Annotated in this window: 23 protein-coding genes; 5 read left to right on the top strand and 18 right to left on the bottom strand. The window is 62.3% G+C overall.

Annotated features, from left to right (window positions below; all coding sequences use genetic code 11):
- Together AB8B20_RS17645 and AB8B20_RS17640 are read right to left on the bottom strand one after the other, a co-directional pair.
- Complete coding sequence (locus AB8B20_RS17645; RefSeq protein WP_439074479.1) at nucleotides 1-1,743, bottom strand: cytochrome c biogenesis protein DipZ; 1,743 nt, start codon at nucleotides 1,741-1,743, stop codon at nucleotides 1-3.
- 95 nt (nucleotides 1,744-1,838) lie between these two features.
- Nucleotides 1,839-2,261 (bottom strand): organic hydroperoxide resistance protein, encoded by a 423-nt coding sequence (locus AB8B20_RS17640; protein WP_439074480.1) that lies wholly within the window; start codon nucleotides 2,259-2,261, stop codon nucleotides 1,839-1,841.
- A 150-nt stretch (nucleotides 2,262-2,411) separates the two neighbouring features.
- Between AB8B20_RS17640 and AB8B20_RS17635 the strand changes: the two genes are divergently transcribed.
- From AB8B20_RS17635 to AB8B20_RS17625, 3 genes are all read left to right on the top strand, one after another.
- Nucleotides 2,412-2,882 carry a MarR family winged helix-turn-helix transcriptional regulator gene (locus AB8B20_RS17635; protein ID WP_439074481.1) on the top strand — a complete coding sequence of 157 codons (471 nt, stop codon included), beginning with the start codon at nucleotides 2,412-2,414 and terminating at the stop codon, nucleotides 2,880-2,882.
- Nucleotides 2,883-2,975: 93 nt separating this feature from the next.
- The gene (locus tag AB8B20_RS17630; RefSeq protein WP_439074482.1) at nucleotides 2,976-4,187 is read left to right on the top strand and encodes an amidohydrolase family protein; all 1,212 of its coding nucleotides are present in this window, start codon (nucleotides 2,976-2,978) and stop codon (nucleotides 4,185-4,187) included.
- 68 nt (nucleotides 4,188-4,255) lie between these two features.
- A complete protein-coding gene (locus AB8B20_RS17625; RefSeq protein WP_439074483.1) occupies nucleotides 4,256-5,845 on the top strand; it encodes a gamma-glutamyltransferase family protein in 1,590 nt (529 codons plus the stop codon).
- Here AB8B20_RS17625 and AB8B20_RS17620 read toward each other — a convergent pair whose 3' ends face one another.
- The 10 genes from AB8B20_RS17620 to AB8B20_RS17575 form a co-directional block, all read right to left on the bottom strand.
- Entirely contained in the window at nucleotides 5,846-7,438 is a 1,593-nt protein-coding gene (locus tag AB8B20_RS17620; protein ID WP_439074484.1) for a class I adenylate-forming enzyme family protein, read from the bottom strand.
- Between the two features lie 145 nt (nucleotides 7,439-7,583).
- Nucleotides 7,584-8,504 carry a CDF family Co(II)/Ni(II) efflux transporter DmeF gene (dmeF, locus tag AB8B20_RS17615; RefSeq protein WP_439074485.1) on the bottom strand — a complete coding sequence of 307 codons (921 nt, stop codon included), beginning with the start codon at nucleotides 8,502-8,504 and terminating at the stop codon, nucleotides 7,584-7,586.
- Nucleotides 8,505-8,515: 11 nt separating this feature from the next.
- Entirely contained in the window at nucleotides 8,516-8,791 is a 276-nt protein-coding gene (locus AB8B20_RS17610) for a metal/formaldehyde-sensitive transcriptional repressor (RefSeq protein ID WP_439074486.1), read from the bottom strand.
- A 97-nt stretch (nucleotides 8,792-8,888) separates the two neighbouring features.
- Nucleotides 8,889-10,424, bottom strand: coding sequence for a SpoVR family protein (locus AB8B20_RS17605; protein WP_439074487.1), 1,536 nt, complete (start codon nucleotides 10,422-10,424; stop codon nucleotides 8,889-8,891).
- Nucleotides 10,421-11,692 (bottom strand): YeaH/YhbH family protein, encoded by a 1,272-nt coding sequence (locus AB8B20_RS17600; protein WP_170849644.1) that lies wholly within the window; start codon nucleotides 11,690-11,692, stop codon nucleotides 10,421-10,423. The genes AB8B20_RS17605 and AB8B20_RS17600 overlap by 4 nt, the downstream gene beginning before the upstream one ends.
- Nucleotides 11,693-11,717: 25 nt before the next feature.
- The gene (locus AB8B20_RS17595; protein WP_089267701.1) at nucleotides 11,718-13,661 is read right to left on the bottom strand and encodes a PrkA family serine protein kinase; all 1,944 of its coding nucleotides are present in this window, start codon (nucleotides 13,659-13,661) and stop codon (nucleotides 11,718-11,720) included.
- Nucleotides 13,662-14,013: 352 nt separating this feature from the next.
- The gene (locus AB8B20_RS17590; RefSeq protein ID WP_439074488.1) at nucleotides 14,014-14,472 is read right to left on the bottom strand and encodes a DUF1178 family protein; all 459 of its coding nucleotides are present in this window, start codon (nucleotides 14,470-14,472) and stop codon (nucleotides 14,014-14,016) included.
- Nucleotides 14,469-15,368, bottom strand: coding sequence for a carbon-nitrogen hydrolase family protein (locus AB8B20_RS17585; protein WP_175368049.1), 900 nt, complete (start codon nucleotides 15,366-15,368; stop codon nucleotides 14,469-14,471). The genes AB8B20_RS17590 and AB8B20_RS17585 overlap by 4 nt, the downstream gene beginning before the upstream one ends.
- Entirely contained in the window at nucleotides 15,365-15,640 is a 276-nt protein-coding gene (grxC, locus tag AB8B20_RS17580) for a glutaredoxin 3 (RefSeq protein WP_068729362.1), read from the bottom strand. The genes AB8B20_RS17585 and grxC overlap by 4 nt, the downstream gene beginning before the upstream one ends.
- Nucleotides 15,641-15,670: 30 nt before the next feature.
- Nucleotides 15,671-16,480, bottom strand: coding sequence for a ComF family protein (locus tag AB8B20_RS17575; RefSeq protein ID WP_439074489.1), 810 nt, complete (start codon nucleotides 16,478-16,480; stop codon nucleotides 15,671-15,673).
- 77 nt (nucleotides 16,481-16,557) lie between these two features.
- Here AB8B20_RS17575 and AB8B20_RS17570 point away from each other — a divergent pair, with 77 nt between their 5' ends.
- Nucleotides 16,558-17,406, top strand: coding sequence for a methyltransferase domain-containing protein (locus AB8B20_RS17570; RefSeq protein WP_439074490.1), 849 nt, complete (start codon nucleotides 16,558-16,560; stop codon nucleotides 17,404-17,406).
- On the opposite strand, the gene AB8B20_RS17565 is transcribed toward AB8B20_RS17570, so the two are convergent.
- The 4 genes from AB8B20_RS17565 to AB8B20_RS17550 all read right to left on the bottom strand — a co-directional run bounded on the left by AB8B20_RS17565 (nucleotide 17,403) and on the right by AB8B20_RS17550 (nucleotide 20,006).
- The gene (locus AB8B20_RS17565) at nucleotides 17,403-17,801 is read right to left on the bottom strand and encodes a (deoxy)nucleoside triphosphate pyrophosphohydrolase (RefSeq protein WP_244528033.1); all 399 of its coding nucleotides are present in this window, start codon (nucleotides 17,799-17,801) and stop codon (nucleotides 17,403-17,405) included. The genes AB8B20_RS17570 and AB8B20_RS17565 overlap by 4 nt on opposite strands.
- Nucleotides 17,802-17,816: 15 nt before the next feature.
- The gene (locus AB8B20_RS17560) at nucleotides 17,817-18,311 is read right to left on the bottom strand and encodes a hypothetical protein (protein ID WP_439074491.1); all 495 of its coding nucleotides are present in this window, start codon (nucleotides 18,309-18,311) and stop codon (nucleotides 17,817-17,819) included.
- Nucleotides 18,308-19,555, bottom strand: coding sequence for a bifunctional glutamate N-acetyltransferase/amino-acid acetyltransferase ArgJ (gene argJ / locus AB8B20_RS17555; RefSeq protein ID WP_089267694.1), 1,248 nt, complete (start codon nucleotides 19,553-19,555; stop codon nucleotides 18,308-18,310). The genes AB8B20_RS17560 and argJ overlap by 4 nt, the downstream gene beginning before the upstream one ends.
- Nucleotides 19,556-19,703: 148 nt before the next feature.
- Nucleotides 19,704-20,006 carry a hypothetical protein gene (locus tag AB8B20_RS17550; protein WP_439074492.1) on the bottom strand — a complete coding sequence of 101 codons (303 nt, stop codon included), beginning with the start codon at nucleotides 20,004-20,006 and terminating at the stop codon, nucleotides 19,704-19,706.
- A gap of 200 nt (nucleotides 20,007-20,206) precedes the next feature.
- On the opposite strand from AB8B20_RS17550, the gene AB8B20_RS17545 reads away from it, so the two are divergent.
- On the top strand, nucleotides 20,207-20,683 hold the full coding sequence (locus tag AB8B20_RS17545; protein ID WP_439074493.1) for a hypothetical protein: 477 nt from the start codon (nucleotides 20,207-20,209) through the stop codon (nucleotides 20,681-20,683).
- Nucleotides 20,684-21,758: 1,075 nt separating this feature from the next.
- Here the strand turns inward: AB8B20_RS17545 and AB8B20_RS17540 are convergent.
- Nucleotides 21,759-22,760: a tripartite tricarboxylate transporter substrate binding protein gene (locus tag AB8B20_RS17540; RefSeq protein ID WP_120287332.1), complete on the bottom strand. Its 1,002-nt coding sequence runs from the start codon at nucleotides 22,758-22,760 to the stop codon at nucleotides 21,759-21,761.
- Between the two features lie 277 nt (nucleotides 22,761-23,037).
- Nucleotides 23,038-24,288 carry an MFS transporter gene (locus AB8B20_RS17535; RefSeq protein WP_439074494.1) on the bottom strand — a complete coding sequence of 417 codons (1,251 nt, stop codon included), beginning with the start codon at nucleotides 24,286-24,288 and terminating at the stop codon, nucleotides 23,038-23,040.
- Between the last annotated feature and the right edge of the window lie 11 nt (nucleotides 24,289-24,299).

The following is a 24,299-nucleotide window of genomic DNA, read 5'->3' as shown; positions in this document are numbered from 1 at the left end:
TCAGCCGAAGGTGAAGGCATAGGCCCGCACGCCCGGATCGAGGAATTCGATTCCGAATGTACGGTCGGTGACGTCGCCAGCCTGTCGCACCAATTGATACAGCTTCGCATCCGTCACGGTGCCATATCCCTCGGCATCGGTATCGGTGCCATGGCTGGCGCCGGGTGCTGCGCCATTGATGGTGACGCGGAAGCGCACCGGCTTGCCGTCCGGCGATGGCCCAAGAACCAGATGCAGGTCGCGGGCGTGGAAACGATAGGCGATACGGCCGGACGCCTCATCGAGCTGCGCATATTCGCGGCCGATGGTCCATGTGCCGTCCAGCGCCCAACGGTTTAGCGGCAGCATGTCGATGCCGCGATAGAGGTTCGGCACGTCTTCGCGTGCGCCGCCGGGCGAGGTGAAGCCGGTGGCCTGTTCATAGCCGAGATAGGTTTCCGACGACCGGAGTTGGACTTCGTCCGCCGCAACCTGCGTGCCTTCGGCTGTCACGGTTGCAGCGTTGTCGGTTGGCTTGTGGCCGGCATCGGCGAGCAATTGCTGGATCACCTTTTCCGACGTCGCATAGTTGCCCTCGCCGATTGCCTGATGACGAATGCGACCATCGGCACCGACGAAGTAGAGGGCAGGCCATGCATTATTGCTAAAGGCGCGCCAGATCCGGAAGTCGTTGTCGATCGCGACGGGATAGCCGACGCCAAGCTTCGTCGTTGCGGTGCTGACATTGCCGACGTTCTTCTCGAAGGCGAATTCCGGCGTGTGCACGCTGATCACGACGAGGCCCTGATCGCGATACTTCTCGGCCCAGGCACGCACATGCGGCAGCACGCGCAGGCAGTTGATGCAGGAATAGGTCCAGAAATTCACCAGCACGATCTTGCCCTGCAGGTCTTCAGCCTTCAGCGGCGACGTGTTGAGCCATTGCCTGCTGCCCACGATCGATGCGAGCGGACCAGACAGTGATGCATGGGGTGTGGCATTGCCGATGGACGTTCCGGCCTGCGCGGATGGTGCGGGCTGGAGCGTGTCGATCAGCTTGCTTTCAAACGCCGTCGTTGACGGCAGTGATAGTTGCGTCAGCAGGCGCGTATCCAGCCCGGCCCAGATCGCGATGGCGCCGAGCAGTACCGCGCCACCCAGCGCGCGACGCACGCCATCGCTCCATGGCATCAGCTCGCGCGCCTTGACGAGCAAGCGTCCGCCCAGCAGCATGCCGGCGGCAAGTGATGTGGCCGCACCAAGACCATAGGCAAGCAACAGCAGCACGGTGTCGATTCCCGGCCCGTGCAGTGCCGCGCCGGTGAGGATCAGGCCCAGCACCGGTCCGGCACAGGGTGCCCAGACCAGGCCCGTCGCGATGCCGAGCAGCAGCGAACCGACCGGTGTGCGGTTGGCGTTTGCATCATTCTGGCCGGCCCAGCCGGACAGCTTCACGCCGAGTAGCACCAGCGGCGCCATCAGTCGCGTGGCGAGAGTCGGCAACAGCAGTGCCAGGCCGAACAGCGTCATTGCGATGAGGGCGATGGTTCTGCCATAGCGATTTGCCTCGATCGCCCAGTTGCCGGCGACAGAGGCGAGACTGGCGGCCACCGCGAAAGTCAGTGTGAGGCCGATCAGCAAGGGCAATCCGCTGCGGCGAAACGGCTGGTCCGCGCGGGCGAGAATGATCGGCAGGATCGGGAAGATGCAGGGCGATGCGATGGTGAGCAGGCCGGCTGCATAAGCGAGGATGAAGAGCGTCACGGTGATCTCCAAAAATACACGGGTGAAGCCGGCGACCATTCGGGGGAGCGCCGCGATCCGCGGACCGGTTGACGGTCCGCGGAAGAAGGTGAGGGCTAAATCAGGTTGATCGCGACATTGATGTTGCCGCGCGTTGCCTTCGAGTAAGGGCAGATCTGATGCGCGGCATCGACCACCTGGCGCGCGATGTCCGGCGCGAGGCCGGGCAGGCTGACATTGAGGCGAGCCTGCAGGAAGAAGTCGCCGCCGGTGGTGCCAAGGTCGACTTCGGTGTCGACGGCGACGTCGGCCGGCAGCGTTACCTTCAGATTGCTGGCGGCGCGCCCCATGGCGCCGATGAAACAGGCGGACCAGCCGGCCGCGAACATTTGCTCGGGATTGGTGCCGGCGCCGGCCGAGCCGGGAGGCGACAGTTTGACCTCGAGCCGGCCGTCAGAGCTGCGCGAGGCGCCATCGCGGCCACCGGTGGTGTGGGTCTGGGCGGTATAGAGAACCTTTTCGATGGTGGTCGAGGTCATGGTCGTAGCTCCTACTTGTATCGTACGCGATGTAATCGAGTGCGATACAAATAACGGCTCCGATCCATCTGTCAACTCTTCCGATTTAATCGCATCCGATATATATGGATGCGATAGGTCACGTTCTCGTGTCCTGACGGGAGTGCGGACATGTCATCAAGCAAGCTAAAATCGGTCAAATCCGAGCAGGCCGGGCCGAAACTGTCGGATTTCCTTTGCTTTTCGATCTATTCAGCCAATCTGGCCTATGGCCGGGCCTACAAGCCGATCCTCGAAAAGCTCGGTCTGACTTACACCCAGTACATCGCCATCGTCGCGTTGTGGGAGCAGGACCGGCAAACCGTCAGTGGCCTCGGCGAGAAGCTGTTTCTGGAGTCCAACACGCTGACGCCGATCCTGAAGAAGCTCGAAGCGATGGGCTATCTGCGCCGGCAGCGCGATCCCGGGGATGAGCGGCAGGTGGTGATCAGCCTGACCGACGAAGGCCGGCGGCTGCGCGAGAAGGGGCTGACCATGAATCTCGTGAAGGCATCCGGTCTTGAGCCCGACGAATTCAAGAAAATGCAGCAGGGCGTTGCCACGCTGCGCGATAACCTGATCAAGGCTGCGTGCGAGAGCTGACCCGCGTATCGGCCATGCAGTGGCCGGCATGCGGGTGCATGCTGTGTCGTCCTCCTGTAACCTCGCGGCAGCAGATCAGTCCGAGAGGTTGGCGTGAGCGACATCGACAAAATTTTTACGCGGGCGAAATTCGCCGACGGCAGCCTCAACACGATTGCCGTCAGTGGCGGTCTGATCACGGAGATCATATCCGGCAGCGATCCAGCACCGACAACCGCAGAGACCGTCGATCTCGGCGGCACGCTCGTCATCCCGTCCTTCGTCGAAGGTCACATCCATCTCGACACCAGTTTCTACGGCGACGTCTGGCGGCCGCATGTGCCCTATTCGAACGGCTTCAACGTGCAGGAGCGCGTCGCCATCCAGGCCGACAACATGGCCAAGGCCGCGCCGATGGCCGAGCGCGCGCGGAGCCAGCTTGAGCTTTGCCTCGGTCACGGCAGCACGCGCATGCGCAGCCATGTGATGGTCGATGGCTCGGTCGGCCTGACATCGCTGGAGACCATCCTCGCCGTGCGCGAGGCGCATCGCGACCTCATCGATATCCAGCTTGTCGCGTTCCCGCAAAGCGGCATCCTGCGCAGCCCGGGCACGCCGGATCTGCTCGATGCTGCTTTCGATCTCGGCGCGAATGTGATCGGTGGCCTCGATCCCGGTGGCTTCGACCGCGATGTCGAGAAGCATCTCGACGTGGTGTTCGGCATCGCCGAGCGACGTGGTGTTGATGTCGATATTCATCTACACGATCCCTCGATGCTCGGCATTTTCGAGATCGAGCAGATCTGCGCGCGCACGCAGGCGCTGGGCATGCAGGGCCATGTCGCCATCAGTCATGCGTATTCGCTCGGCGATGTCGCTCCTGATGTTGTGCAGCGAACAGCCGAGTTGCTGGCAGCGAGCGGCGTCGCCATCATGACCAATGCGCCGGGTGCGCGGCCGTTTCCACCGGTGAAGCTGTTGCGCGCTGCCGGCGTCACGGTGTTCGGCGGCTGCGACAACATCCGCGACTCGTGGTGGCCCTATGGCGACGGCGACATGCTCGGCCGGGCCATGATGATCGGCTATCGCTCTGGCTTCAACACCGACGAAGATCTGATGCTGGCCTTCGACATCGTCACGGCCGGTGGTGCGAAAGCGCTGCGGCTGGAAGATCACGGCCTCCGCGTCGGCGCCAAGGCCGACTTTGTCGCCATCGATGCACCGCACGTGCCGCAGGCCGTGGTCGATCTGCCAAGGCGCCGCGCGGTCTACAAGAACGGCCGGCTGGTTGCCCGGGACGGCGAGATTGTCGCCCGAAAAGCTTGAATCATCGGCTGGACGCGTTACGACTGCGCCAAACAAAGCTGGCATGCCACGAGTTCTGGAGACGACGAATGCTTGAAACACCGCGCGCGCGACGGGGCATGGTGACCTCGCCGCATCACTTGGCGTCGCAGGCCGGTCTCGATGTGCTCAAGGACGGCGGGACCGCTGTGGAAGCGGCGATCGCCGTAGCGGCGGCGCTCGCAGTGGTCTATCCGCACATGACCGGCATCGGGGGCGACGGCTTCTGGCTGATCGCCGAGCCCGGTAAGGCGCCGATCACGTTGGATGCCTGCGGTCGCGCCGGCGCAGCGGTGGACCTTGCTTACTATGCGTCGAAGGGCGCTTCGGCGATTCCGTTCCGCGGACCGCTCGCTGCCAATACCGTCGCCGGGACCGTGTCCGGCTGGCAGAAGGCGCTGGATGTTTCGAAGCATTGGCAGAAGCCGCTGTCGCGCGAACGCCTGCTCGACAGCGCAATCTATTATGCCGAGAACGGCATCGTCGTCACGCGCAGCCAATCCGAACTGACGTCTGAGAAATTCGCGGAGCTGAAGGACCAGCCGAATTTCGCCGGGACTTTCATGCCGAACGGTCAGGCGCCGGCCGAAGGCGATGTGATGAAGCTCCCCGCGCTCGGCGCGACGCTGAAGCGTTTGGCCGCCGAGGGCTTCGAGAGTTTCTACAACGGCAAGCTTGCCGACACGATCGCCGCCGATCTCGCCAGGGTGGAGTCGCCAGTCACCGCTGTCGATCTGCAAAGCCATCAAGCCACCGAGCGCCCGCCGCTATCGACCACCGTGCGCGGCGCGCAGCTGTTCAACATGGCGCCGCCGACGCAGGGTCTGTCGTCGCTGATGATCCTCGCGATGTTCGATCGCCTTGGTGTCACCCAGGCCGAAGGTTTCGATCACATCCACGGTCTGATCGAGGCCACCAAGCAGGCCTTCATCGTCCGCGACGAGCATGTCGGCGATCCCGATCACATGACGGTGGATCCTGCGGCTTTCCTCGACGACGCCAAGCTGGACGAGTTGGCGCGCCATATCGATCGCAAGATTGCGCTGCCGTGGCCGCATGTGCGCAAGCCCGGCGATACCATCTGGCTCGGCGTCATCGACGAACAGGGCCGTTCGGTGTCGTTCATCCAGTCGGTCTATTTCGAGTTCGGCTCCGGCGTCGTGCTGCCGGAAACCGGCATCTGCTGGCAAAATCGCGGCGCCTCGTTCCGTCTGCAGGAGAGCGGCTGGAATGCGCTGAAGCCGGGCCGCAAGCCATTCCACACGCTCAATCCGGCGATGGCGATCTTCGATGACGGCCGTCGTATGGTCTATGGCAATATGGGCGGTGAGGGGCAGCCGCAGACGCAGTCAGCGGTGTTCTCGCGCTACGGCATGTTCAACATGCCGCTGCAGCAGGCCGTGACCGCGCCGCGCTGGCTGCTCGGCAAGACCTGGGGCGACGAGAGCGTCACGCTGAAGGTGGAGGATCGCTTCGATCCCGCGTTGATCGAGCAGCTTCGGGCTGCCGGTCACGTGGTCGAGGTGCTCGGTAGCTATACCGGCACCATGGGCCATGCCGGCGCCATCGTGCTGCACGCCAATGGCGTGCTAGAAGGCGCGACGGACCCGCGCTCGGATGGTGCTGTCGCCGCCTGGTGATCAGCTCGCCATCATCTTGCGTAGCTCGGTCTTGAGGATCTTGCCATTAGCGTTGCGCGGCAGCGGCTCCTTCAGGAAGGTGATGCTGTCCGGCACCTTGTAATCGGACAGCCGCTCCGCACAGTATTTGCGGATGTCGGCCTCGTTGCCGCCATCGGGGCTATAGACGAAGGCGTGTACGCGTTCGCCCAGCACTGGATCCGGCTTGCCCACCACTGCGCTTTCGACGATGGCGGGATGATGTGACATCACGTTTTCGACCTCGGTACAGTAGATCTTGAAGCCGGCGCGATTGATCATGTCCTTCTTGCGATCGACCACATAGACATAGCCGTCCGCGTCCATGCGGCCGATATCGCCGGAGCGCCAATAGCCACCGACGAAGCCGGTGCGAGTCGCATCCGGATTGTCCCAATAGCCCGGTACGACCATTGCGCCGGCAATCAGCAATTCGCCGTCCTGGTCGGCCGGCACCTCGTGGCCATCGTCATCAGCGATGATGATATGTGCGCCGGTTACCGGGCGTCCGACCGAATTGATCTTGCTGACGGGCGAGCCGGGCGGAAACATCGTCGCGGGTGAGGTGGTTTCGGTCGAGCCATAGGCATTGCAGAGATTAAGCTTAGGCAGCACCTGCGCGAGGCGCGTGATGGTCGCTTCCGGCATCGGCGCCCCGCCGAAGCCGGCGATGCGCCAGGCCGTGAGGTCGTGGGTCTCGAAGTCCGGCTGCAGCAGGCAGAGATTGTACATCGCGGGCACCATTAGTGTGTAGGTCATGCGCTCGCGTGCCGCGACAGCGAGAAACTCCGGTGCCTTGAAGGTCGGCAGGATGACCGTCGTTCCGGCGACATTGATGGTCGCAAGGATCAATGCCACAAGGCCGGTGACATGCGATGCTGGCACCGCCAGCATGGTGACGTCACCGTCGTGCAGGCCATAGCCGTGCTGGAAGTTGAGCAGCGAATGGATGATGCTCGCGTGGGTGAGCATCGCGCCTTTCGGGTTGCCAGTGGTGCCTGACGTATAGAGCAGAAAAGCGGTGTCTTCCTGATGGAGTTCGGGAAGCGCAGCGGCAGGCGCATCTTTCGTCAGCTCCGTAAACGACGGCGCACGGCCGCTGCCGACCACCCACTGATTGCGCAAGCCCGCATGTGGTGCGGGCAGGTTGGCCTCGCAGTCGGCGTCATAGACGAGCGCTGAAGCCCCACACTGCTGCAACACATAGTCGATCTCGGGTGCGCGTTGCCGCGTATTGAGCGGCACGACGATCATGCCGGCGCGGACGGCGCCGAGCGCGCAGAAGATGAATTCCAGGCAGTTGCCGAGCAGCATCGCGATGCGCTCGCCTTTCCGGAAACCGGAGGCGATCAGATTGCGGGCGACATTCTCCACGACGCGGTCGAGATCCGCATAGGCGACGCGTTTTTCGCCGAGCACCAACGCAACGCCATCAGGCTTCCGCGCGACTGCAGCGTGCAGCATGGCGTCGAGGGTCGGCGGGCGATCGGAGAAACAGGCGACGACGCGTTCGCTGTAGAGAACTTCATGGCGGGTGGCCGGCGTTGAGGTGTCCGGCGCGATCTGTCCTTGCATGTCCGTCCCAGACGTTTTTTTGCGCGCCGCAATCGGCACGTCCCGCCATTTGGCTGGCGATGATGACGTCAGGTTAATCAGCCATGCGGAGAATGCCAACCCGCTTCGTCGCATGGCTCGTAACGTGGGAGATGCGCGTCCGGGGCTAGCGCGCTTCCACAGTCACGTGCTGCAATTCATGCACGGCCGTGAGGCGCTGCCGCACCGTCTCTGTGCTGGCTCCGCCGGCAAAACCGACGATCGCGGCATGCGCACCGGGGCCGACGCGCCAGACGTGGAGGTCGAAGATGCGGGCGTCGCCAGGGCGCTCGACTTCTTCGCGGATTTCCTCTTCGAGATGCGGATCTGACGTGTCGAGCAACACGGCCGCCGTGTCGCGCAACAGATTCCACGCCCAGGCGGCAATGAGAATGCCGCCGACGATGCCCATCACAGGATCTAGCCACACCCAGCCAAGATAGCGGCCGGCTATCAGCGCGACGATGGCGAGCACCGAGGTCAGCGCATCGGCCAGCACATGCATGAAGGCGGAGCGCATGTTGTTGTCGCGATGATGTGCGCCGTGGTGATGGTCGTGGTCGTGATGATCGTGGCCGTGGTGATGATGCCCACCGCTCAGCAGAAACGCGCTGGCGATATTCACGATTAAACCGATGACGGCGATCACCGTGGCTTCGCCGAAAGCGACTGCGGACGGATTGAATAGCCGCTGCACGGATTCGACGGCGATGCCGAGGGCGATGATCGCCAGCACCAACGCGGAGGCAAAGCCGGCGAGATCGCCGACCTTACCTGTGCCGAAAGTAAAGCGGCGGTTATGTGCGTTGCGGCGTGCATAAGCATAGGCGCCCGCAGCAATGGCGAGCGCCACGGCATGGGTCGCCATGTGGAAGCCGTCAGCCAGCAGCGCCATCGAGTTGAAGACTGTGCCGGCAATGATCTCGCCGACCATCATCAGCGCCGTAAGGACGACCACCCACAGTGTGCGGCGGGTGTTCTCGTCATGATTGTCGCCCAGAAACATGTGCTCATGGGACAGGTGGTCGATGTCGGAGTGGGTGCGCATGCTGCCCGTCCTTATTTCGCGTAGCGCCGGATGGCGGCGATGAGTTCTTCGGCGCCCGCCGCACGGTCGTCGGTGCTGAGACCGGGATGGGCGACATGCTCGCGGACATGGTCCTCGATCAGTTCATCCATCAGCCCGCTCACGGCGCCGCGCACGCCTGCGACCTGATGCAGAATCGTGGCGCAGCCGGCGTCTTCGGTGATGGCCTTCTCGATGGCGGCCATTTGGCCGGCGAGCCGACGGACCCGGGCGAGCAGCTTGGTCTTGTTAGCGGTGAGATGCGACATAGGATAGTCCCCTACCCTATATTTCGTCCGAGCGAAAGTCCCCGCCCGGCGACAAGCCGGGCAGGGGAGTTTGCGGGAGGAAACGGAGAGGGATCGATCAGGCGGCCGCAGCCATCACGCGAGGATGGGCGACATGTTCCTTGAGCACCAGGCCGGAAGCATCGACCTCGGCAAGCGAGACGTCGTAGCTCCAGAGATCGGCGAGATGCTGCAGCACCCGCTTCGCATCGGGCTCATTAAGCAGGGCGCCATTGAGCACCGAATGCTTCAGCATCAACCGGCGATCGCCGGCGAGGTCGACGTCCACCACTTCGATATTCGCATCGATCAGGCCGACGTCGTACTGACGCGCCAACACACGTCGGACGCGGCGATAGCCACGCTCGTCATGGATGGCGTCGACGCGAATGCCTTCCGACACCGCGGGATCGTCATGCAGGTGGAACATCCGCATGTGGCGCATCAGTCGTGGGCTCAGGAACTGGCTGACGAAGCTCTCGTCGCGGTAGTTCGCCCAGATATCGCGCAGGACCGCCATGGCATCGCCTTTGCCGGCGATATCGGGAAACCACGCGCGGTCTTCGTCGGTCGGATCGGTAACGATTTTTTCGATGTCCTGCATCATTGCGAAGCCGAGCGCATAGGGATTGAAGCCCGAGAAGCGCCGGTCATCGTAATTCGGCTGGAACACGACATTGGTGTGCGACTGCAGGAATTCCAGGAAGTTGCCGTCCGAGATCTGTCCGGTCTGATGCAGCCGGCTCATGATGCGATAGTGCACGTAAGTGGCCGTGCCTTCGTTCATCACCTTGGTCTGACCTTGCGGGTAGAAGTATTGCGAGATGTGCCGAACGATGCGGATGAGTTCGCGCTGCCAGATCTTCAGGCGCGGTGCGGATTTCTCCAGAAAGTACAGCAGGTTTTCCTGCGGCAGGCCGAGCAGAGCGCGTCGTCGCTCCGCGCTGAGCAGTGAGGCACTCTTTGTACGCCCCGTCGGCACCGTGCGCCATAGATCGTTGAACGAGGTTTCTTCGTGATTGCGGCGTTCTTTGGCGCGCTTTTCCTCGGCTCGCAAATCGAGTGATTTCTTACCGGGATAGCGATCGACGCCGTGCGACATCAACGCATGAGCGGCGTCGAGCGTCTGCTCCACCGCTGCGCGGCCATGCTTTTCCTCGCACTGCGCCACGTAGCCCTTGGCAAAATCGAGATAGTCGAGAATGCCGTCGGCGTCGGTCCACTGCTTGAACAAATAATTGTTCTTGAAGAAGTGATTATGGCCGAAAGCGGCGTGGGCAATTACCAGCGTCTGCATCGTCGCCGTGTTTTCCTCCATCAGGTAGGAAATGCATGGCGACGAGTTAATAACGATCTCATAGGCCAAGCCCATCAGGCCCTTGCGATAGGACGCTTCCTGATGGGCGAATTGTTTGCCGAACGACCAGTGCTTGTAATACAGCGGCATGCCTACGGACGAGTAAGCGTCCAGCATCTGTTCGGCGGTGATGACCTCGATCTGGTTCGGGTAGACGTTGAGGCCGAGCTCCTTTTCGGCAATCTCCTCGCAGGCATCGTGGATGCGCTGCAATGTGGTGAAGTCCCAGTCCGCGCCTTCGTAGAGACGGTCTGTCATGGAGCCACCCTCTCCTTGGCCTGGCGACGTTGAAACAGGTCGTGGAACACCGGAAAGATCTCACTGCGGTCGTTGACCTTGCGCATCGACAGCGGTGCACCTTCCGCGCGCAGCCGCTGATACAGCGTCCACAGTGAGGATTCCGACATTTCGAACGGATGGCTGCCGGATTCGCCCACTTCCAGATAGGCGAAGAATTGCGTCACCGGCAGGATCATGTCCTTGAGCAGGCGGCCGGAGAGATCGCCGTCGGCATAAGAGTTGTCGCCGTCCGAGGCCTGTGCGGCATAGATATTCCAGTCGGCGGGGCGATAGCGTGACTGCACGATCTCATGCATGGCCTGCAGTGCGCTGGAAACCAGCGTGCCGCCCGACGCGGGGCCGTGGAAGAACGTTTGCTCGTCGACTTCCTCGGCACGATCGGTGTGACGGATGAAGACGATCTCGACCTTGCGATAGCGACGCGTCAGGAAGACGTAGAGCAGCATGTAGAACCGCTTGGCGAGATCCTTCATGTGCTCGGACATCGAGCCGGAGACGTCCATCAGGCAGAACATCACCGCCTGCGCCACCGGCTTCGGCACGTTCTCGAAGCGGCGATAGCGGATGTCGATGGGATCGATGAACGGAATCCGCCGCATCTTGGATTTCAGCCGCGTGATCTCTGCCAGCAATTCGGGGCGGCGCTCGTCACTGCAATGCTCCAGTTCAGCTTCCAACTGTGCAATGGCCTCGGGTCGCGGTCGCTGCAGTGCAACCCGTCGTGCCATGGCCAAGCGTACGGTGCGGCTGACCGAGATATTGGCAGGCGAACCGGACGTCGTATATCCGGCGCGGCGCAGGCCTTCGTTTTCGACTTCGGCCAGCTTGCGCTTGGAAAGATCCGGCAGTTCCAGGTCGTCGAGGAAAATGTCGACGAACTCCTCCCGGCTGAGCACAAACCGGAATGCATCCTCGCCGTCGCCTTCACCGGCATCGTTCGATCTGCCGCTCTTCGATTGCGGCCGCTGAAGGTAATCACCTTCCACGAATTTCACGTTGCCGGGCAACACCCGGTCGCGAATGCCGCCTTCGCGATAGAACCGGGGCTCGTTCATCCCGTCGAGCGGGATGGACACTTCGCCGCCTTCCAGGACGTCTTTGATGTCGCGGTCCTGGGAGGCTTTCTTGACGGCTCCCTGAACCAGAGCTTTCGCGCGTCGCAAGAACCGCTGGCGGTTCTCAAGACTCTTGCTGCTCGGGTTCAGGCGTCTATCGACGATATGCATGGCCACGTTATGTTGGCTCCTTGCGTCAGCCGGCCTGTTTCACGCGCATGTACCATTCGACGAGACGGCGAACCTGGCGCTCGGTGTAGCCGCGAACGATCATCCGCGCGACGAAGTCGTCATGCTTTTTCTCGGTCTCGCCGTCCTTCTTCGATCCGAAGGAGATCACCGGAAGCAGATCTTCAACTTGAGAGAAGATGCGCTTTTCGATGACTTCCCTGATCTTCTCATAACTCGTCCAGGTCGGATTCTTTCCACCGTTCTGTGCTCGCGAGCGAAGCGAGAACTTCACGACTTCGTTGCGGAAGTCCTTGGGGTTGGCGATTCCGGCCGGTTTTTCGATCTTGCTCAGTTCCTGATTGAGCAATTCGCGATCGAGCAATTGTCCGGTGTCAGGATCCTTGAAGTCCTGATCCTCGATCCAGGCATCGGCATAGTCGACGTAGCGATCGAACAGGTTCTGGCCGTAGTCCGAATAGGATTCCAGATAGGCTTTCTGGATTTCGTGACCGATGAACTCCGCATAACGCGGTACTAGCTCGGCCTTGATGAATTCGAGATAACGTTTTTCGACTTCATCAGGCATCTGCTCCCTGCGGATCGCTTGCTCCAGCGTATACATCAGGTGTACGGGATCCGCCCCAATCTCCGACGTGTCGTGATTGTAGGTTGCGGCCAGAACTTTGAACGCGAAGCGCGTCGAGGCACCGTCCATGCCTTCATCAACACCGGCGGCGTCCTTGTATTCCTGAACGCTGCGGGCCTTTGGATCCGACTCTTTCAGGCTTTCGCCGTCATAGACCCGCATCTTGGCGAAGGTGGTCGAGTTTTCGTGCTTGCGCAGCCGCGACATCACGGAGAAGCGTGCCAGGGTTTCCAACGTCGCCGGTGCGCAAGGTGCGGTGGCGAGTTCGGAGCCCTGAATGAGCTTCTCGTAGATCTTCTGTTCTTCGGTGACGCGCAGGCAGTACGGCACCTTGATGACGCAGATGCGATCGATGAAGGCTTCGTTGTTCTTGTTGGCCTTGAAGCTCTGCCACTCGGACTCGTTGGAGTGAGCGAGAATCACGCCGGTGAACGGAATTGCGCCGATGTTTTCGGTGCCGATATAGTTGCCTTCCTGCGTCGCCGTCAGCAGCGGATGCAGCATCTTGATTGGCGCCTTGAACATTTCGACGAATTCAAGCACGCCCTGATTGGCGCGGTTGAGGCCACCAGAATAGCTGTAGGCGTCGGGATCGTTTTGGGCGAAGATTTCGAGTTTGCGGATATCCACCTTGCCGACCAGCGAGGAGATGTCCTGGTTGTTCTCGTCACCGGGTTCGGTCTTGGCGATGGCGATCTGGCGCAATCGCGACGGCTGGATGCGGGCGACACGGAATTGCGAGATGTCGCCGCCGAAAGCTTCGAGCCGCTTGTAGCACCACGGACTCATGAGGCCCGTAAGCCGCCGGCGCGGAATGCCGTATTTCTCTTCGATCATCGGGCCGAGCGTGTCGGGATCAAACAGGCTGAGCGGGCTTTCATAAACCGGAGAGAGTTCGTCGCCAGCTTTCAGCACATAGATGGGATGGACTTCCATCAAGGCCTTGAGGCGCTCGGCAAGCGATGATTTGCCGCCGCCGACCGGGCCGAGCAGATAGAGAATCTGCTTGCGCTCTTCGAGACCCTGCGCCGCATGGCGGAAGAAGGCGACGATGCGTTCGATCGTATCTTCCATGCCGTGAAAGCCGGCAAAGGCTGGATAGCTACGGATGGTACGATTCAAAAAAATACGGCCAAGGCGTGGATCCTTGGCCGTGTCTATCATTTGAGGCTCGCCGATCGCCGCCAGTAGGCGTTCCGCCGCGTTCGCATATCGCATCGGGTCCCCTCTGCAGGATTCCAGATACTCGGACATCGACATGTCCGTCTCACTTCGGGCTTCGTAACTTCTAGCGAACGCATTGAACAGAGAATCGTTGTACATGATCCCTCTCTCCTTGCTGGTCGGCCGTCCTGTTGGTCGCGATGCTCCTAAGGTGGTAACGGAACGCGTCTTTCCGATCGCGACTCAACATCAGCACTATAGCCTTCAGGACACATCCAGGTCCGAAATCGCGCAATGCGATCTGAGTGCAGCGCGCGACTCATATTCAGGCACTTGCTTATAAGTTAGGCGAGTTTTGCCATGTCTCAAGGGCTAACAAAGCGATTGTGCACGCCTGTGACTCGAACGCCACAAAGTTGCCGTATGTGGGAAGCTTTCGGAATCATGTACCGACGGCGCAGTTTGGATGAGTCGAAACGCGCACAAGAATGCTGGTGAGCGGAGGTTGCGCTCAGTTCCGATCGCCGGGAAGGACGGGCAGCGGAGTCACCTCGATACCTTCATCGATCAGCGACCGTGCTTCATCCGGCGTCGCTTCGCCGTAGATTGGACGATGTTCGATGTCGCCATAATGCATCTTGCGAGCTTCGGTCGGGAAGCTTTCACCGACATTGTCCGCGTTTTTGGTAACGTGATCGCGCAGTTCTTTCAGCTTGGCGCGCAGTTCGGCTTCCTGCGGCGCCATCATCAGCGGGGCTGTGGTTTCGGAACCGGCGTCAGGGGCGGGTGCCGGGCGATTCTTGCTCTTGCCTACGATACGCGGGGCCATAATGGCCTTTTCGACCTTCACCGATCCGCAATTCGGGCAATTCACCAGCTTGCGCTTCACTTGGGACTCATAGGCGCCGGAACTCTGGAACCAGCTTTCGAAAGCATGGCCCTTCTCGCAGCGTAGGTCGTAACGGATCATGTCGCTTGCCGGACAAGGTGCAGATAGTCTGGGCCCGATTTGGGATCGCTGACGCTGAAACGGCGGCCGTGCTGCAGGGACGGTACGGTCTTGCGCGCTTCCGTCACCTTCGCAGGATCGATTTTGGCCAGAATGAAGCCCGGCTCGACGCCCGTCGCTTCGGCCAGAACCACGCCCCATGGGTCGATAATCAGCGAGTGTCCATATGTCGCACGCTTGTTCTCATGCACGCCGCCCTGGGCTGCCGCAAAGACGAAGCAGCCAGTCTCGATGGCGCGGGCGCGCAGCAGCGTGTGCCAATGAGCTTCGCCAGTCTTCTGGGTGAACGCCGAGGGCACGGTGAGGAAAGACGCGCCGCTTTCGGCCAATGCGCGATAAAGCGCCGGGAAGCGGACGTCGTAGCAGATGGTCAGACCGATGCGGCCCCAGGGGAGATCCGAGATGACGGCGGTCTCGCCCGGCTGATAATTCGCGGATTCGCGATAGCTCTCGCCGTTCGGCAGATCGATGTCGAACATATGGATCTTGTCATAGCTCGCCAGGACATTGCCGTCCGGTCCGATCAGGAACGAGCGATTGGCGGCGCGTTCCGGGTTGGCCAGCACGGCCAGCGACCCGATATGCAGGTAGATCTTCAGCTCCGCGGCGAGCGCGCGATAGGCCTTCAGCGAGAGGTCGTCTTCTTCCGGGCGCAGATGTTCGAACAGCGCTGTGCGGTTGAGCTGCATCATGTTGCTCACTTCCGGCGTGAGCACATAGTCAGCGCCGGCGAGTACGGCTTCGCGGATCAGATGGCGGCCCTGTTCGAGGCTCGGCTCCGGCAGCAGGCCGGTGCGCATCTGCACCATTGCGGCGGTGAAGGTCTGGGGCTCGGACGTCGGAGATGTCTGGCTCATGAGGTGGCCTTCTCGCCTGCGATCATGGCGTCAAATTTGCCTTCGCGGTCCAATGCATAGAGATCGTCACAGCCGCCGATCAGGGTGCCATCGATGAAGATCTGCGGGAAGGTGGCGCCGGGATAGGTACGGTCGAACATTTCCTGGCGCAGCTTCGGATCGGTCGCGGTGTCGAAATGGGTGAATGCAGCTTTCTTGCGCTGGAGCAGCGAGATCGCGGCGCTGCAATAGCCGCAGCCCGGGCGGGTGTAGATTTCAATAGCGGCGGCCATCGGGTGCTCCAGTTGCAGGGAAGTGCCTGATTATATGGGGACCTTGTGGGCCTCCACAACCCGCGCAAAGACCAGCACATCGACCTGGGCCGCCTTGGCGCGCAGCAGCGCCCGTGCGCAGGCGTCCGTCGTGGCACCCGAGGTCAGCACGTCGTCGACCAAAATGACGCGGCGGCCCTGGATTTCAGCCCGGCGTTCAGGCGGGACCTTGAAGGCGCCCTGGACATTGCTGGCGCGCTCGCTGCGCGACAGGCCGATCTGGTGTTCGGTCGGACGTATTCGCCGCAAGGCGTCGCGGGATATCGCAACGCCGCTCTGCCGGCCAATGGCCCGCGCCAGCGCGCCGGACTGGTTGAAGCGCCGACTGAAGCCGCGGCGCCAATGCAGCGGCACCGGCACCAGAAGATCGGCGTCCGCGAGCAATTCCTTCCCCGCCCGCGCCATCCAGCGACCCATGATTGGCGCGAGGTCTGTCCGGTCATGATATTTCAACTGATGCACCAGCGTGCGGGCGACATCGTCATAGCGCACGGCTGCGCGGGCCCGCTGATAGGCCGGCGGATCGGCAATCGCCTGCATCGACAGGATGCCCGGGCCGGGATCGTAGACGAAGGGGATGCCGAGCCGGCTGCAGAATGGCGGCGCGATGAAGGAGAGCTGGCCCCAGCAGGCCGCGCAGACGCCTTCGCCGGCGACTGGTTCCTGGCAGGCGACGCAGAGCGTCGGCAGCCCGATGTCGAGCGCAAGACGGGCAGTTTGCGTCCATGCAGACCGGCAAAGCTTCAGCGCGCCGCGCAATTGCGCGGGGAGAGACCATGACACTGTCGCCTCGGCGTCCATAGGTTGAAGGCTAGAGCCCTCCTGCGCCGATCTCAAGCGCGATTGCCAGATCCCTGGTCTTCGGCGTACCAAGCCGCATGGCTCAGACCCCGAATGCCGCACCTATCTTGTTCGATCGCGCTCTGCTGCGGGCGCGGCAGGCGCGCGCATCGCGGCTGGGCGCCGAGAATTTCCTGCTGGATCGTGTCATCGCCGACATGGATGAGCGATTGCAGGCGGTGTTGCGCCAGTTCGACAATGCCGCTGACGTCGCGACGCCGGGCAACCGTCTGCGCGATGGTGCGGCCGGGCGTGTCGGCCATCTCACACATGCCGACGTGCCCGATGTCGAAAGCGATGGTCTCAATCTCGCACCGGCGTCGCTGGATCTCGTTATCTCCGGGCTCGGGCTGCACTTCGTTAACGATCTGCCCGGCGTGATGGCGCAGATCCGCCGCGCGCTGAAGCCTGACGGCTTGCTGCTGGCCGCAATGCTTGGCGGCGACACGCTGACCGAGCTGCGGCAGAGCTTCGCTGCGGCGGAAGCCGAACGCGACGGCGGCATCTCGCCGCGCGTCGCACCAATGGCCGATCTGCGCGATGTCGGCGCGCTTCTGCAGCGGGCGGGATTTGCGCTGCCGGTGACCGATGTGGATCGCGTCGTGGTGCGCTACGACAGTGCCTTCGGTCTGATGCAGGATCTGCGCAGGATGGGCGCCACCAATGTGCTGGTCGAGCGCCGCCGGGCGCCGCTCCGCCGCGCGACGCTGCTGCGCATGGCGCAGATCTATAGCGAGCGTTTCTCCGACCCCGACGGCCGCATCCGCGCGACCTTCGACATTATCTGGCTCTCCGGCTGGGCGCCGCATGAGAGCCAGCAGAAGCCGCTGAAGCCGGGCTCGGCGAAAGCAAGTCTCGCGGATGCTGTGAGGGGGCTGAAGCCCTAGAGCAGATCGATCAGATGCGGGATCAGCGGGATATCCGCAGCCGGCATCGGATAGTCGCGCAGCTTGTTCGGCCGCACCCAGGCGAGGTTCTGGCCTTCCTTCGAGATCGCGAGGCCTTCCCAGCGCCGGCAGATATAGAGCGGCATCAACAGGTGGAAGTCCTCATAGGCATGGCTGGCGAAGGTCAGTGGCGCGAGGCAGGCTTCCTTCACCGTGATCCCGAGCTCCTCGTCGAGCTCGCGGATCAGCGCCGCTTCCGGCCGTTCGCCGGGCTCCAGCTTGCCGCCGGGAAATTCCCACAGGCCGGCCAGCGCCTTGCCTTCCGGCCGCTGTGCAATCAGCACGCGGCCGTCAGGATCAATCAAAGCGCAGGCGACGACGAGAACCATTTTCATCGGATATATCTCACTTCAAGAGACTAGCGCTGCGCAGCTTGGAATCTCGCCCGGAGGCTGGCGCGTGAACGTCGGGTCATTGTCCTTGCGCGCAGTGCCTGCAGCGGGCTTGATGCGGATATCGACAATCAACGGCTTCGTACCGCGCGGAAATCTCAGCGTATAGCCGAGCGTGTCCGTGCCGTCGAACCCCGGGCGGGATCGATAGACGACCTCCACGCCTTCGATTTCCAACGGCATGCAGTGCTTGGCGCCACCGAACAACACATTGCTCGGTTTGACCAGGCCGCTGCGCAGGCAGACGAAACCATGAGCGGGTGCGGTGTCGAGCTGAACCTGCGGAATGCCGACGCTCTTGCAGGCATTGTTCCAGCGTGCGCCAATGCCGATGCCGACTTCCTTGTTGCTCTCGGTCGCGCGCCGCATGCGCCCGACCGGCAGGTCCTTGGCCAAGGCCTCCGTCGAAAAGACGATCGCCGCCAGACCGATGCCCGCGGCGATCCTCTTCACGACCGATAATCGCCGTTGATCGCGATATATTCCTTGGTGAGGTCGCAGGTCAGCACGCGGTCGCGCGCTTTGCCGAGGCCGAGCGCCACCTTGATCTGGATTTTCTGCTCTTTCATCGTCTTCGAGACCTCGGCCTCGTTATAGGACGGGTCGCGCGCGCCGGACTTGGCGACGCGGATGCCGTTGAACGAGATCGACAGCTTGTCGCGATTGGCCGGCTGGCCGGCCTTGCCGACGGCCATCACCACGCGTCCCCAATTGGCGTCTTCACCGGCAACGGCAGTCTTCACCAGCGGCGAATTGGCGATCGACATGGCGATCTTGCGGGCCGAGGCCTTGGTGGTTGCGCCTTCAACGATGATCTCGATCAGCTTGCGGGCGCCTTCGCCGTCACGGGCGACCTGTTCGGCGAGGTCGGCGAGCAGCGTCTGCAGCGCCTTCACGAATGGCTTTAGCCTGACGTCGCTGGCCTTGGTGATCTTCGGTGCGCCCTGGGCCGCCGCGGCACCGGTGGCGAACATCATAAGGGTGTCGGAGGTCGAAGTGTCGCCATCGACCGTCACGGCATTGAACGTGTCATCGACGCCCGCCTTGAGCAGCGCCTGCAAGGCCGGCGCGCTGATCGGCGCGTCGGTGAAGACGAAGGACAGCATGGTCGCCATGTCTGGTGCGATCATGCCCGAGCCCTTGGCGATGCCGTTGATGGTGACCTTGGCCTTGCCGAGTTTCACGGTGGCCGTCGCGACCTTCGGGAAGGTGTCGGTGGTCATGATCGCCTTGGCGGCGTCCATCCAGCCCTCGGGCGTCGCGCTATCGGCCAGCGTGGCGAGAACACCGTCGAACTTGGTGGCGTCGAGCGGCTCGCCGATCACGCCGGTCGAGGCGAGGAAGATCTCGTTCGGCTTGCAGCCGACGGCCTTGGACGCGATGTCGCCGGTGAGTTTGGTCGAGGCCTTGCCGGTCTTGCCGGTGAAGGCATTGGCATTGCCGGAGTTGACCACCAGCGCCTGGGCTTTGCCGCCCTTCAGCACGGCGCGGCACCATTCCACCGGAGCGGACGGACACTTCGACGTGGTGAAGACGCCGGCGGCCGTCGTGCCCTTGTCCATCACCGCGAGCAGCACATCGGTGCGGCCGGTATAGCGGATGCCGGCAGCGGCCGTGGCGAGGCGCACGCCTGCAATCGCGGGCAGTTCGGGAACAGCGGTCGGGGCGAGGGGGGAGACGGGCAGCGACTTGGCCATGAGTGCTTTCAGCTTTCGTAAAAAGATGAAGCGCTCTGTATCACCTCTGCCACCGTGGTGGGAGAGGGCTTCATGGCGAAGGGAGCAATGTCATGTCTCCGTCATGCGGCACCCGTCCGGTTGCGCATGATCCTGTCCGAAACCGGGACTAGCCCGGGCCGAACTTGAACTTCCCATCATCTTCGAGGAACGGACCGCTGCGCATATAGAGCTGGCCGTTCTCGCCGATAAAGAAGAGTGTGTTCTTCGGCACTTTCTTGGCGCCCTTCAGCAGGAATTTGGCATTGTTGGTGCCCATCTTGTACGCGAAGGTCTTGCCTGACGCGTCGTAGCCATAGCCCATGTCGGGCGAGAGCACCCAGGGCGTCGGTGCCTGAGCCAGAGCAGGGCCGGCAAGGGCCGATGTCATCAGTGCGGTGGCGCACAGCATCGTAAAGGCTCGAGCGGTCATCCCAAATTCTCCGAAAAGTGTTTTTGAAAGTACATCGCGGCTGCGCGGTGGTCTTGAACAAATCACGAACGGTGACAGCCCGTCAATACGACATGCGGTCGCGACAGAGTTTGTTATTTCGCAAGCGCGGTCTGGCGACTATCTTTCGCTTTCGGGCTAAGCCGGTCCACGACGAATGCGGCGATGGGGATGATTCGACAATGCGAGTGATCGTGAAAAGTCTTTTGGTTGTTGGCGCGGTGGTATTGGTGCCCGGTCTTGCTGCGGCGGATGATTTCAAGCTCAGCAACAACCAGCGTATCTCCTGCGGGCGTGGGCTTGCCGCAGGCAAGCTGAGTACGGCGACCTGCCGCTCTTATGCCTATCTGTTCAATGCGAAGACCTCGGAATATTTCCGTTGCTCGGTGTCGCTATCGATGACGCGTGATGCCAAGGAAGTCATCAACGTCCAGAGCGACGGCGCCTGCGTGAAGAAGCCGCGCGTGTTCGACACCGACTCCAGCTATTCCTTCGATGCCACGGAAACCGAGCCGCCGAACACCAATTCGTTCTTCGGCAATGGTGGTTTTGCCATGTGGGTCAGCGACAACACCCAGCAGAAAATTCGTGGCTGTGTCACGATTCCATCGGGCCTCGGCTCGGACGTGTCGCGCTGCATCGATATGAAGTTCGAGTAGACGGTCTTCCTTTTCCCTCCCCCTTGCGGGGAGGGTGGCCGGCCGCTTGGCCGGTCGGGCGGGGGTGCCACAAGCGGCGCTCTCACGTGGGGCACCCCCCACCCCGGCCTCCACTTCGTCGATGCTACGCATCGCCTCGTTCGGCCGACCCTCCCCGCAAGGGGGAGGGGTCCTACAAACGCCTATGCGCTATCGCTGATTCAACTGTCAAACAGCTACTGCTCTGCAGACATGCGTCATCGCCCCCATTGTTTGCGGCGCGGGGGCGCCGTCGTGGTTTGCATTCCCACCCTCTTGTGAGAGGGCGTGCGGAACGCCGGGTGCCCGTTGCACCCTTGGGCCTGATGCGATGCGGTCTTCCGCAATTGAGAGTGCATCAGGACTTTCGGAGGCGCCGAGCGATTGCCCGACGTTCCGCCTGCGGTGTTTTTTCGGTTGCTTGCACTTTGCCTCGACGAACGCTCCGATCGCGAATTAAAGTCCCAAGGCGATGGGAAGGGAGCCTCAAGCGACTAGGCCGAACGCGTTTCGAGTTGGTCGTCCGTCACACTGTCCAGGGCTCTTTCCATCTCAAGGTCGGCCGTCTCCTTGCCAGTGGCAGTGCTGGCGCAGATCCGTCCTGCCCGAAGACAGACGTCACCCCCAAACCGCGTGACGCCGCATCTCCGGCGTCCACCGCATCCCACCCCGCGAACGTGACGATCGCGATCGCCCCTCTCGGTGGGGTAGGACGGAGGGGAATATAAACCTGATGGAGATATTGTCAACGGGAGATAGGAAAAAATGTTTAGTTCGGCCCCAGCCACACTCGTCATTCCGGGGCGCGAGGAGACGCCGAAGGCGGCGTATCGCGAACCCGGAATCTCGACATGGCTGAACATTTCGGGATTCCGGGTTCGCACTTCAGCGGCTTCGCCGCCTTCGTGCGCCCCGGAATGACGAATGCGTAAAGCAGGCGTCCACCGCTTCCAAAAACAAAAGGGCACGCGCGGATGCGCATGCCCTTCGATCTATTCACGCTTAACGAAGCGAGACCGGCAGGCGCGTCTAACGCCCTGCCAACCCCGCGCTGCCCTTACTCCGGCTTGATGCCGGCGAACTGGGCGACCTTGCCCCACTTCTCGATTTCGGACTGCACATAGGCATCCATGTCGGCCGGCGAACCGCCGGTCGGATCGGCGCCGAGCTTGATCAGGCGGGCAGTGCCGTCGGCCGACTTGATGAACTTGTCGGTCGAGGCGTTGAGCTTGGCGATGATCTCCTTCGGCGTCTTGGCCGGAGCCGCGATGGTGAACCAGGAGGCGGCGTCGTAGCCGGGAACGCCGGCTTCCGCGATGGTCGGAATGTCCTTCATCGGCTCCCAGCGCTTGCTGGTGGAGACGGCGAGTGCGCGGATCTGGTTGCTCTCCGCGAAAGGCTGCGCCGCCGGCAGGTTGTCGATCATCACATGGACGCGGCCGCCGATCAGGTCGGTGAGCGCGGGGGCGCTACCCTTGTAGGGCACGTGGGTCAGCTTCACGCCGGTCATCGACTTGAACAGTTCGGTCGACAGATGCGCGGTCGAACCGAGACCCGGCGTGCCGTAGAAATATTCATCCGGCTTGGCCTTGGCGAGTTCGATGAATTCCTTGACGCTCTTGGCCGGCAGCGCGTTGGTGACCGAGAACAGGTTCGGCACCTTGGCGATCACGATCACCGATGCCAGATCCTTGACCGGATCATAGGTCATGTTCTTGAACACGAACTTGTTGATGGCGTGGGTGCCGGGCGTGCCGACCAGGAAGGTGTAGCCGTCGCCTTCGGCCTTGGCGACGAAGTCAGCGGCGATGTTGCCGCCGGCGCCGGCCTTGTTCTCGACGATGAACTGCTGGCCCATCTCTTCAGACATCTTCTGCGCGACGACGCGCGCCAGAATGTCGGTGGTGCCGCCGGCCGCGAACGGAACGATGAACTTCACCGGCTTGGTGGGCCACTCTGCGGCGCTGGCGCGGCGCGACAGGATCGGCAGGGTGCCGAGGGCAGCCGCGCCGCCGAGGATCACGGAGCGGCGGGACGGGAAGCGGATCGATGATGACATCTCGAAGAGTCCTTTTGCATGTCGGACAGGCCGCGCGGCTGCGACGCGCGATCTGATTGAGGGTGTTTAAGACATTGACGGGAGGCCGGGATCAAGTGGGAACCGGCACGGCTGGGGCAACGAACCCGACGGTCCGCTCCTGCGACTCATCTGCGCAACCGGCAGGTCTTCTCAGCTTCTCCCGATCAGGCGTTTCCATGGACAACATGCATGGGAACGTACTGGGTGGATGGTACTATGTTGCACTGCGAGTTGCTACCGCAATGCAATACCATCCTTAAGCATTTGGTACTAACGGCTGATGACGTGCGTCGGATGGTCGCGTCTCCGGCATGGCGACAATGAACAGGATGAGGCCGATCCCCGCCAAAGCGGCCAGCGTCAGAAATGCCGCGCTGTAGCCGGCCTTAACGACGATTACGCCGGCAATGGCCGTGCTGAGCGCGCCGCCCAATCCCGCGGCGGTGGCGATTGCGCCCTGGCTGATATTGAAGTGGCCGGTGCCATAAGTGAGGTCTGCGACCACCAGCGGAAAGATCGCGCCGAAGATTCCGGCGCCGATGCCGTCGAGGGTCTGCACGCCGACCAGCCAATAGGGATTATCAGAGAGCGGATACAGCGCGCCGCGCAGCGCCAGCACAGCGAGCGCGCAGGCGAAGATCGGTTTGCGGCCCCAGACATCGGCCTTGCGGCCGACCAGCATGGCGACCGGCACCATCACCAATTGGGCCGCGACGATGCAGACCGACATCAGCGTGGTGCCGAGCTCGCTGTTCACCAGTGCGAGTTTCTGGCCGACCAGCGGCAGCATCGCCGCATTGGAGAAATGAAACAGCACGGTGGCGGCGGCAAATATCAGGAGCGGCTTGCAGGTCAGCAGCACCTGAAAGCCGGATGGCCGGTCGGCGGCATCGTGATCGTGCGTGTCGTCGAGATCGCCGAGGCCGCGGGCCATCTGATGATCGATGGCATTAGCGGGGATCGCCAGCGTCGCGAGGATGCTCGCCACAGCCATCGCGGCCATCAGCCAGAACACGACGATCGGTCCGAAGGCATAGGCGAAGATGCCGGCCAGCGTCGCCGCCGTCGCATTGCCGGCATGGTTGAACGCCTCGTTGCGGCCGATCCGGCGGGCAAAGGCTTTGGGGCCGACAATGCCGAGTGTGATCGCCGCCAGTGCCGGTGCGAAGACAGCCGCGGCGACACCGGTCAGTGCCTGTGTCGTCGCGACAAACAGGAAGCCGGGGTAGAGTGGCAGCACGATCGAGCCGAGTGTGACGATGACGGCGGCAAGAATGACGATGGCGCGCTTGGCCGTGGTCTTGTCGATCAGGGCGCCGGCAGGGGTCTGCGCGACGATACCAGCGAGGGCGGCGACCGACATCACGATGCCGATGGAGGCCTCGTCCCATTTCTGGACCGTGAGGAGATAGATCGCGAGATAGGGCCCGAGCCCGTCGCGGACATCGGCAAGAAAGAAGTTCAGCGCGTCGAGCGGATGTTTGATCCTGTTGGCGTCGTCGTGCACGCGCGGCCCTC

Origin of the sequence: Tardiphaga sp. 866_E4_N1_4 (genome assembly GCF_052076075.1) — a bacterium.
In the GTDB taxonomy this organism is placed as follows: Bacteria; Pseudomonadota; Alphaproteobacteria; order Rhizobiales; family Xanthobacteraceae; genus Tardiphaga; species Tardiphaga robiniae.
Note: the sequence above shows the minus strand (reverse complement) of the source record. Positions and strands in the feature narration are given on the sequence as shown.

Coding starts and splice junctions, on each gene's coding strand:
- AB8B20_RS17620 (WP_439074484.1), bottom strand. CDS start 7,438: ATGCAAGGACAGATCGCGCCGGACACCTCAACGCCGGCCACCCGCCAT.
- dmeF (WP_439074485.1), bottom strand. CDS start 8,504: ATGCGCACCCACTCCGACATCGACCACCTGTCCCATGAGCACATGTTT.
- argJ (WP_089267694.1), bottom strand. CDS start 19,555: ATGGCCAAGTCGCTGCCCGTCTCCCCCCTCGCCCCGACCGCTGTTCCC.
- AB8B20_RS17600 (WP_170849644.1), bottom strand. CDS start 11,692: ATGCATATCGTCGATAGACGCCTGAACCCGAGCAGCAAGAGTCTTGAG.
- AB8B20_RS17550 (WP_439074492.1), bottom strand. CDS start 20,006: ATGACCGCTCGAGCCTTTACGATGCTGTGCGCCACCGCACTGATGACA.
- AB8B20_RS17590 (WP_439074488.1), bottom strand. CDS start 14,472: ATGATCCGTTACGACCTACGCTGCGAGAAGGGCCATGCTTTCGAAAGC.
- AB8B20_RS17605 (WP_439074487.1), bottom strand. CDS start 10,424: ATGACAGACCGTCTCTACGAAGGCGCGGACTGGGACTTCACCACATTG.
- AB8B20_RS17640 (WP_439074480.1), bottom strand. CDS start 2,261: ATGACCTCGACCACCATCGAAAAGGTTCTCTATACCGCCCAGACCCAC.
- AB8B20_RS17565 (WP_244528033.1), bottom strand. CDS start 17,801: ATGAAAATGGTTCTCGTCGTCGCCTGCGCTTTGATTGATCCTGACGGC.
- AB8B20_RS17585 (WP_175368049.1), bottom strand. CDS start 15,368: ATGAGCCAGACATCTCCGACGTCCGAGCCCCAGACCTTCACCGCCGCA.
- AB8B20_RS17635 (WP_439074481.1), top strand. CDS start 2,412: ATGTCATCAAGCAAGCTAAAATCGGTCAAATCCGAGCAGGCCGGGCCG.
- AB8B20_RS17610 (WP_439074486.1), bottom strand. CDS start 8,791: ATGTCGCATCTCACCGCTAACAAGACCAAGCTGCTCGCCCGGGTCCGT.
- AB8B20_RS17625 (WP_439074483.1), top strand. CDS start 4,256: ATGCTTGAAACACCGCGCGCGCGACGGGGCATGGTGACCTCGCCGCAT.
- AB8B20_RS17545 (WP_439074493.1), top strand. CDS start 20,207: ATGCGAGTGATCGTGAAAAGTCTTTTGGTTGTTGGCGCGGTGGTATTG.
- AB8B20_RS17570 (WP_439074490.1), top strand. CDS start 16,558: ATGGCTCAGACCCCGAATGCCGCACCTATCTTGTTCGATCGCGCTCTG.
- grxC (WP_068729362.1), bottom strand. CDS start 15,640: ATGGCCGCCGCTATTGAAATCTACACCCGCCCGGGCTGCGGCTATTGC.
- AB8B20_RS17575 (WP_439074489.1), bottom strand. CDS start 16,480: ATGGACGCCGAGGCGACAGTGTCATGGTCTCTCCCCGCGCAATTGCGC.
- AB8B20_RS17540 (WP_120287332.1), bottom strand. CDS start 22,760: ATGTCATCATCGATCCGCTTCCCGTCCCGCCGCTCCGTGATCCTCGGC.
- AB8B20_RS17595 (WP_089267701.1), bottom strand. CDS start 13,661: ATGTACAACGATTCTCTGTTCAATGCGTTCGCTAGAAGTTACGAAGCC.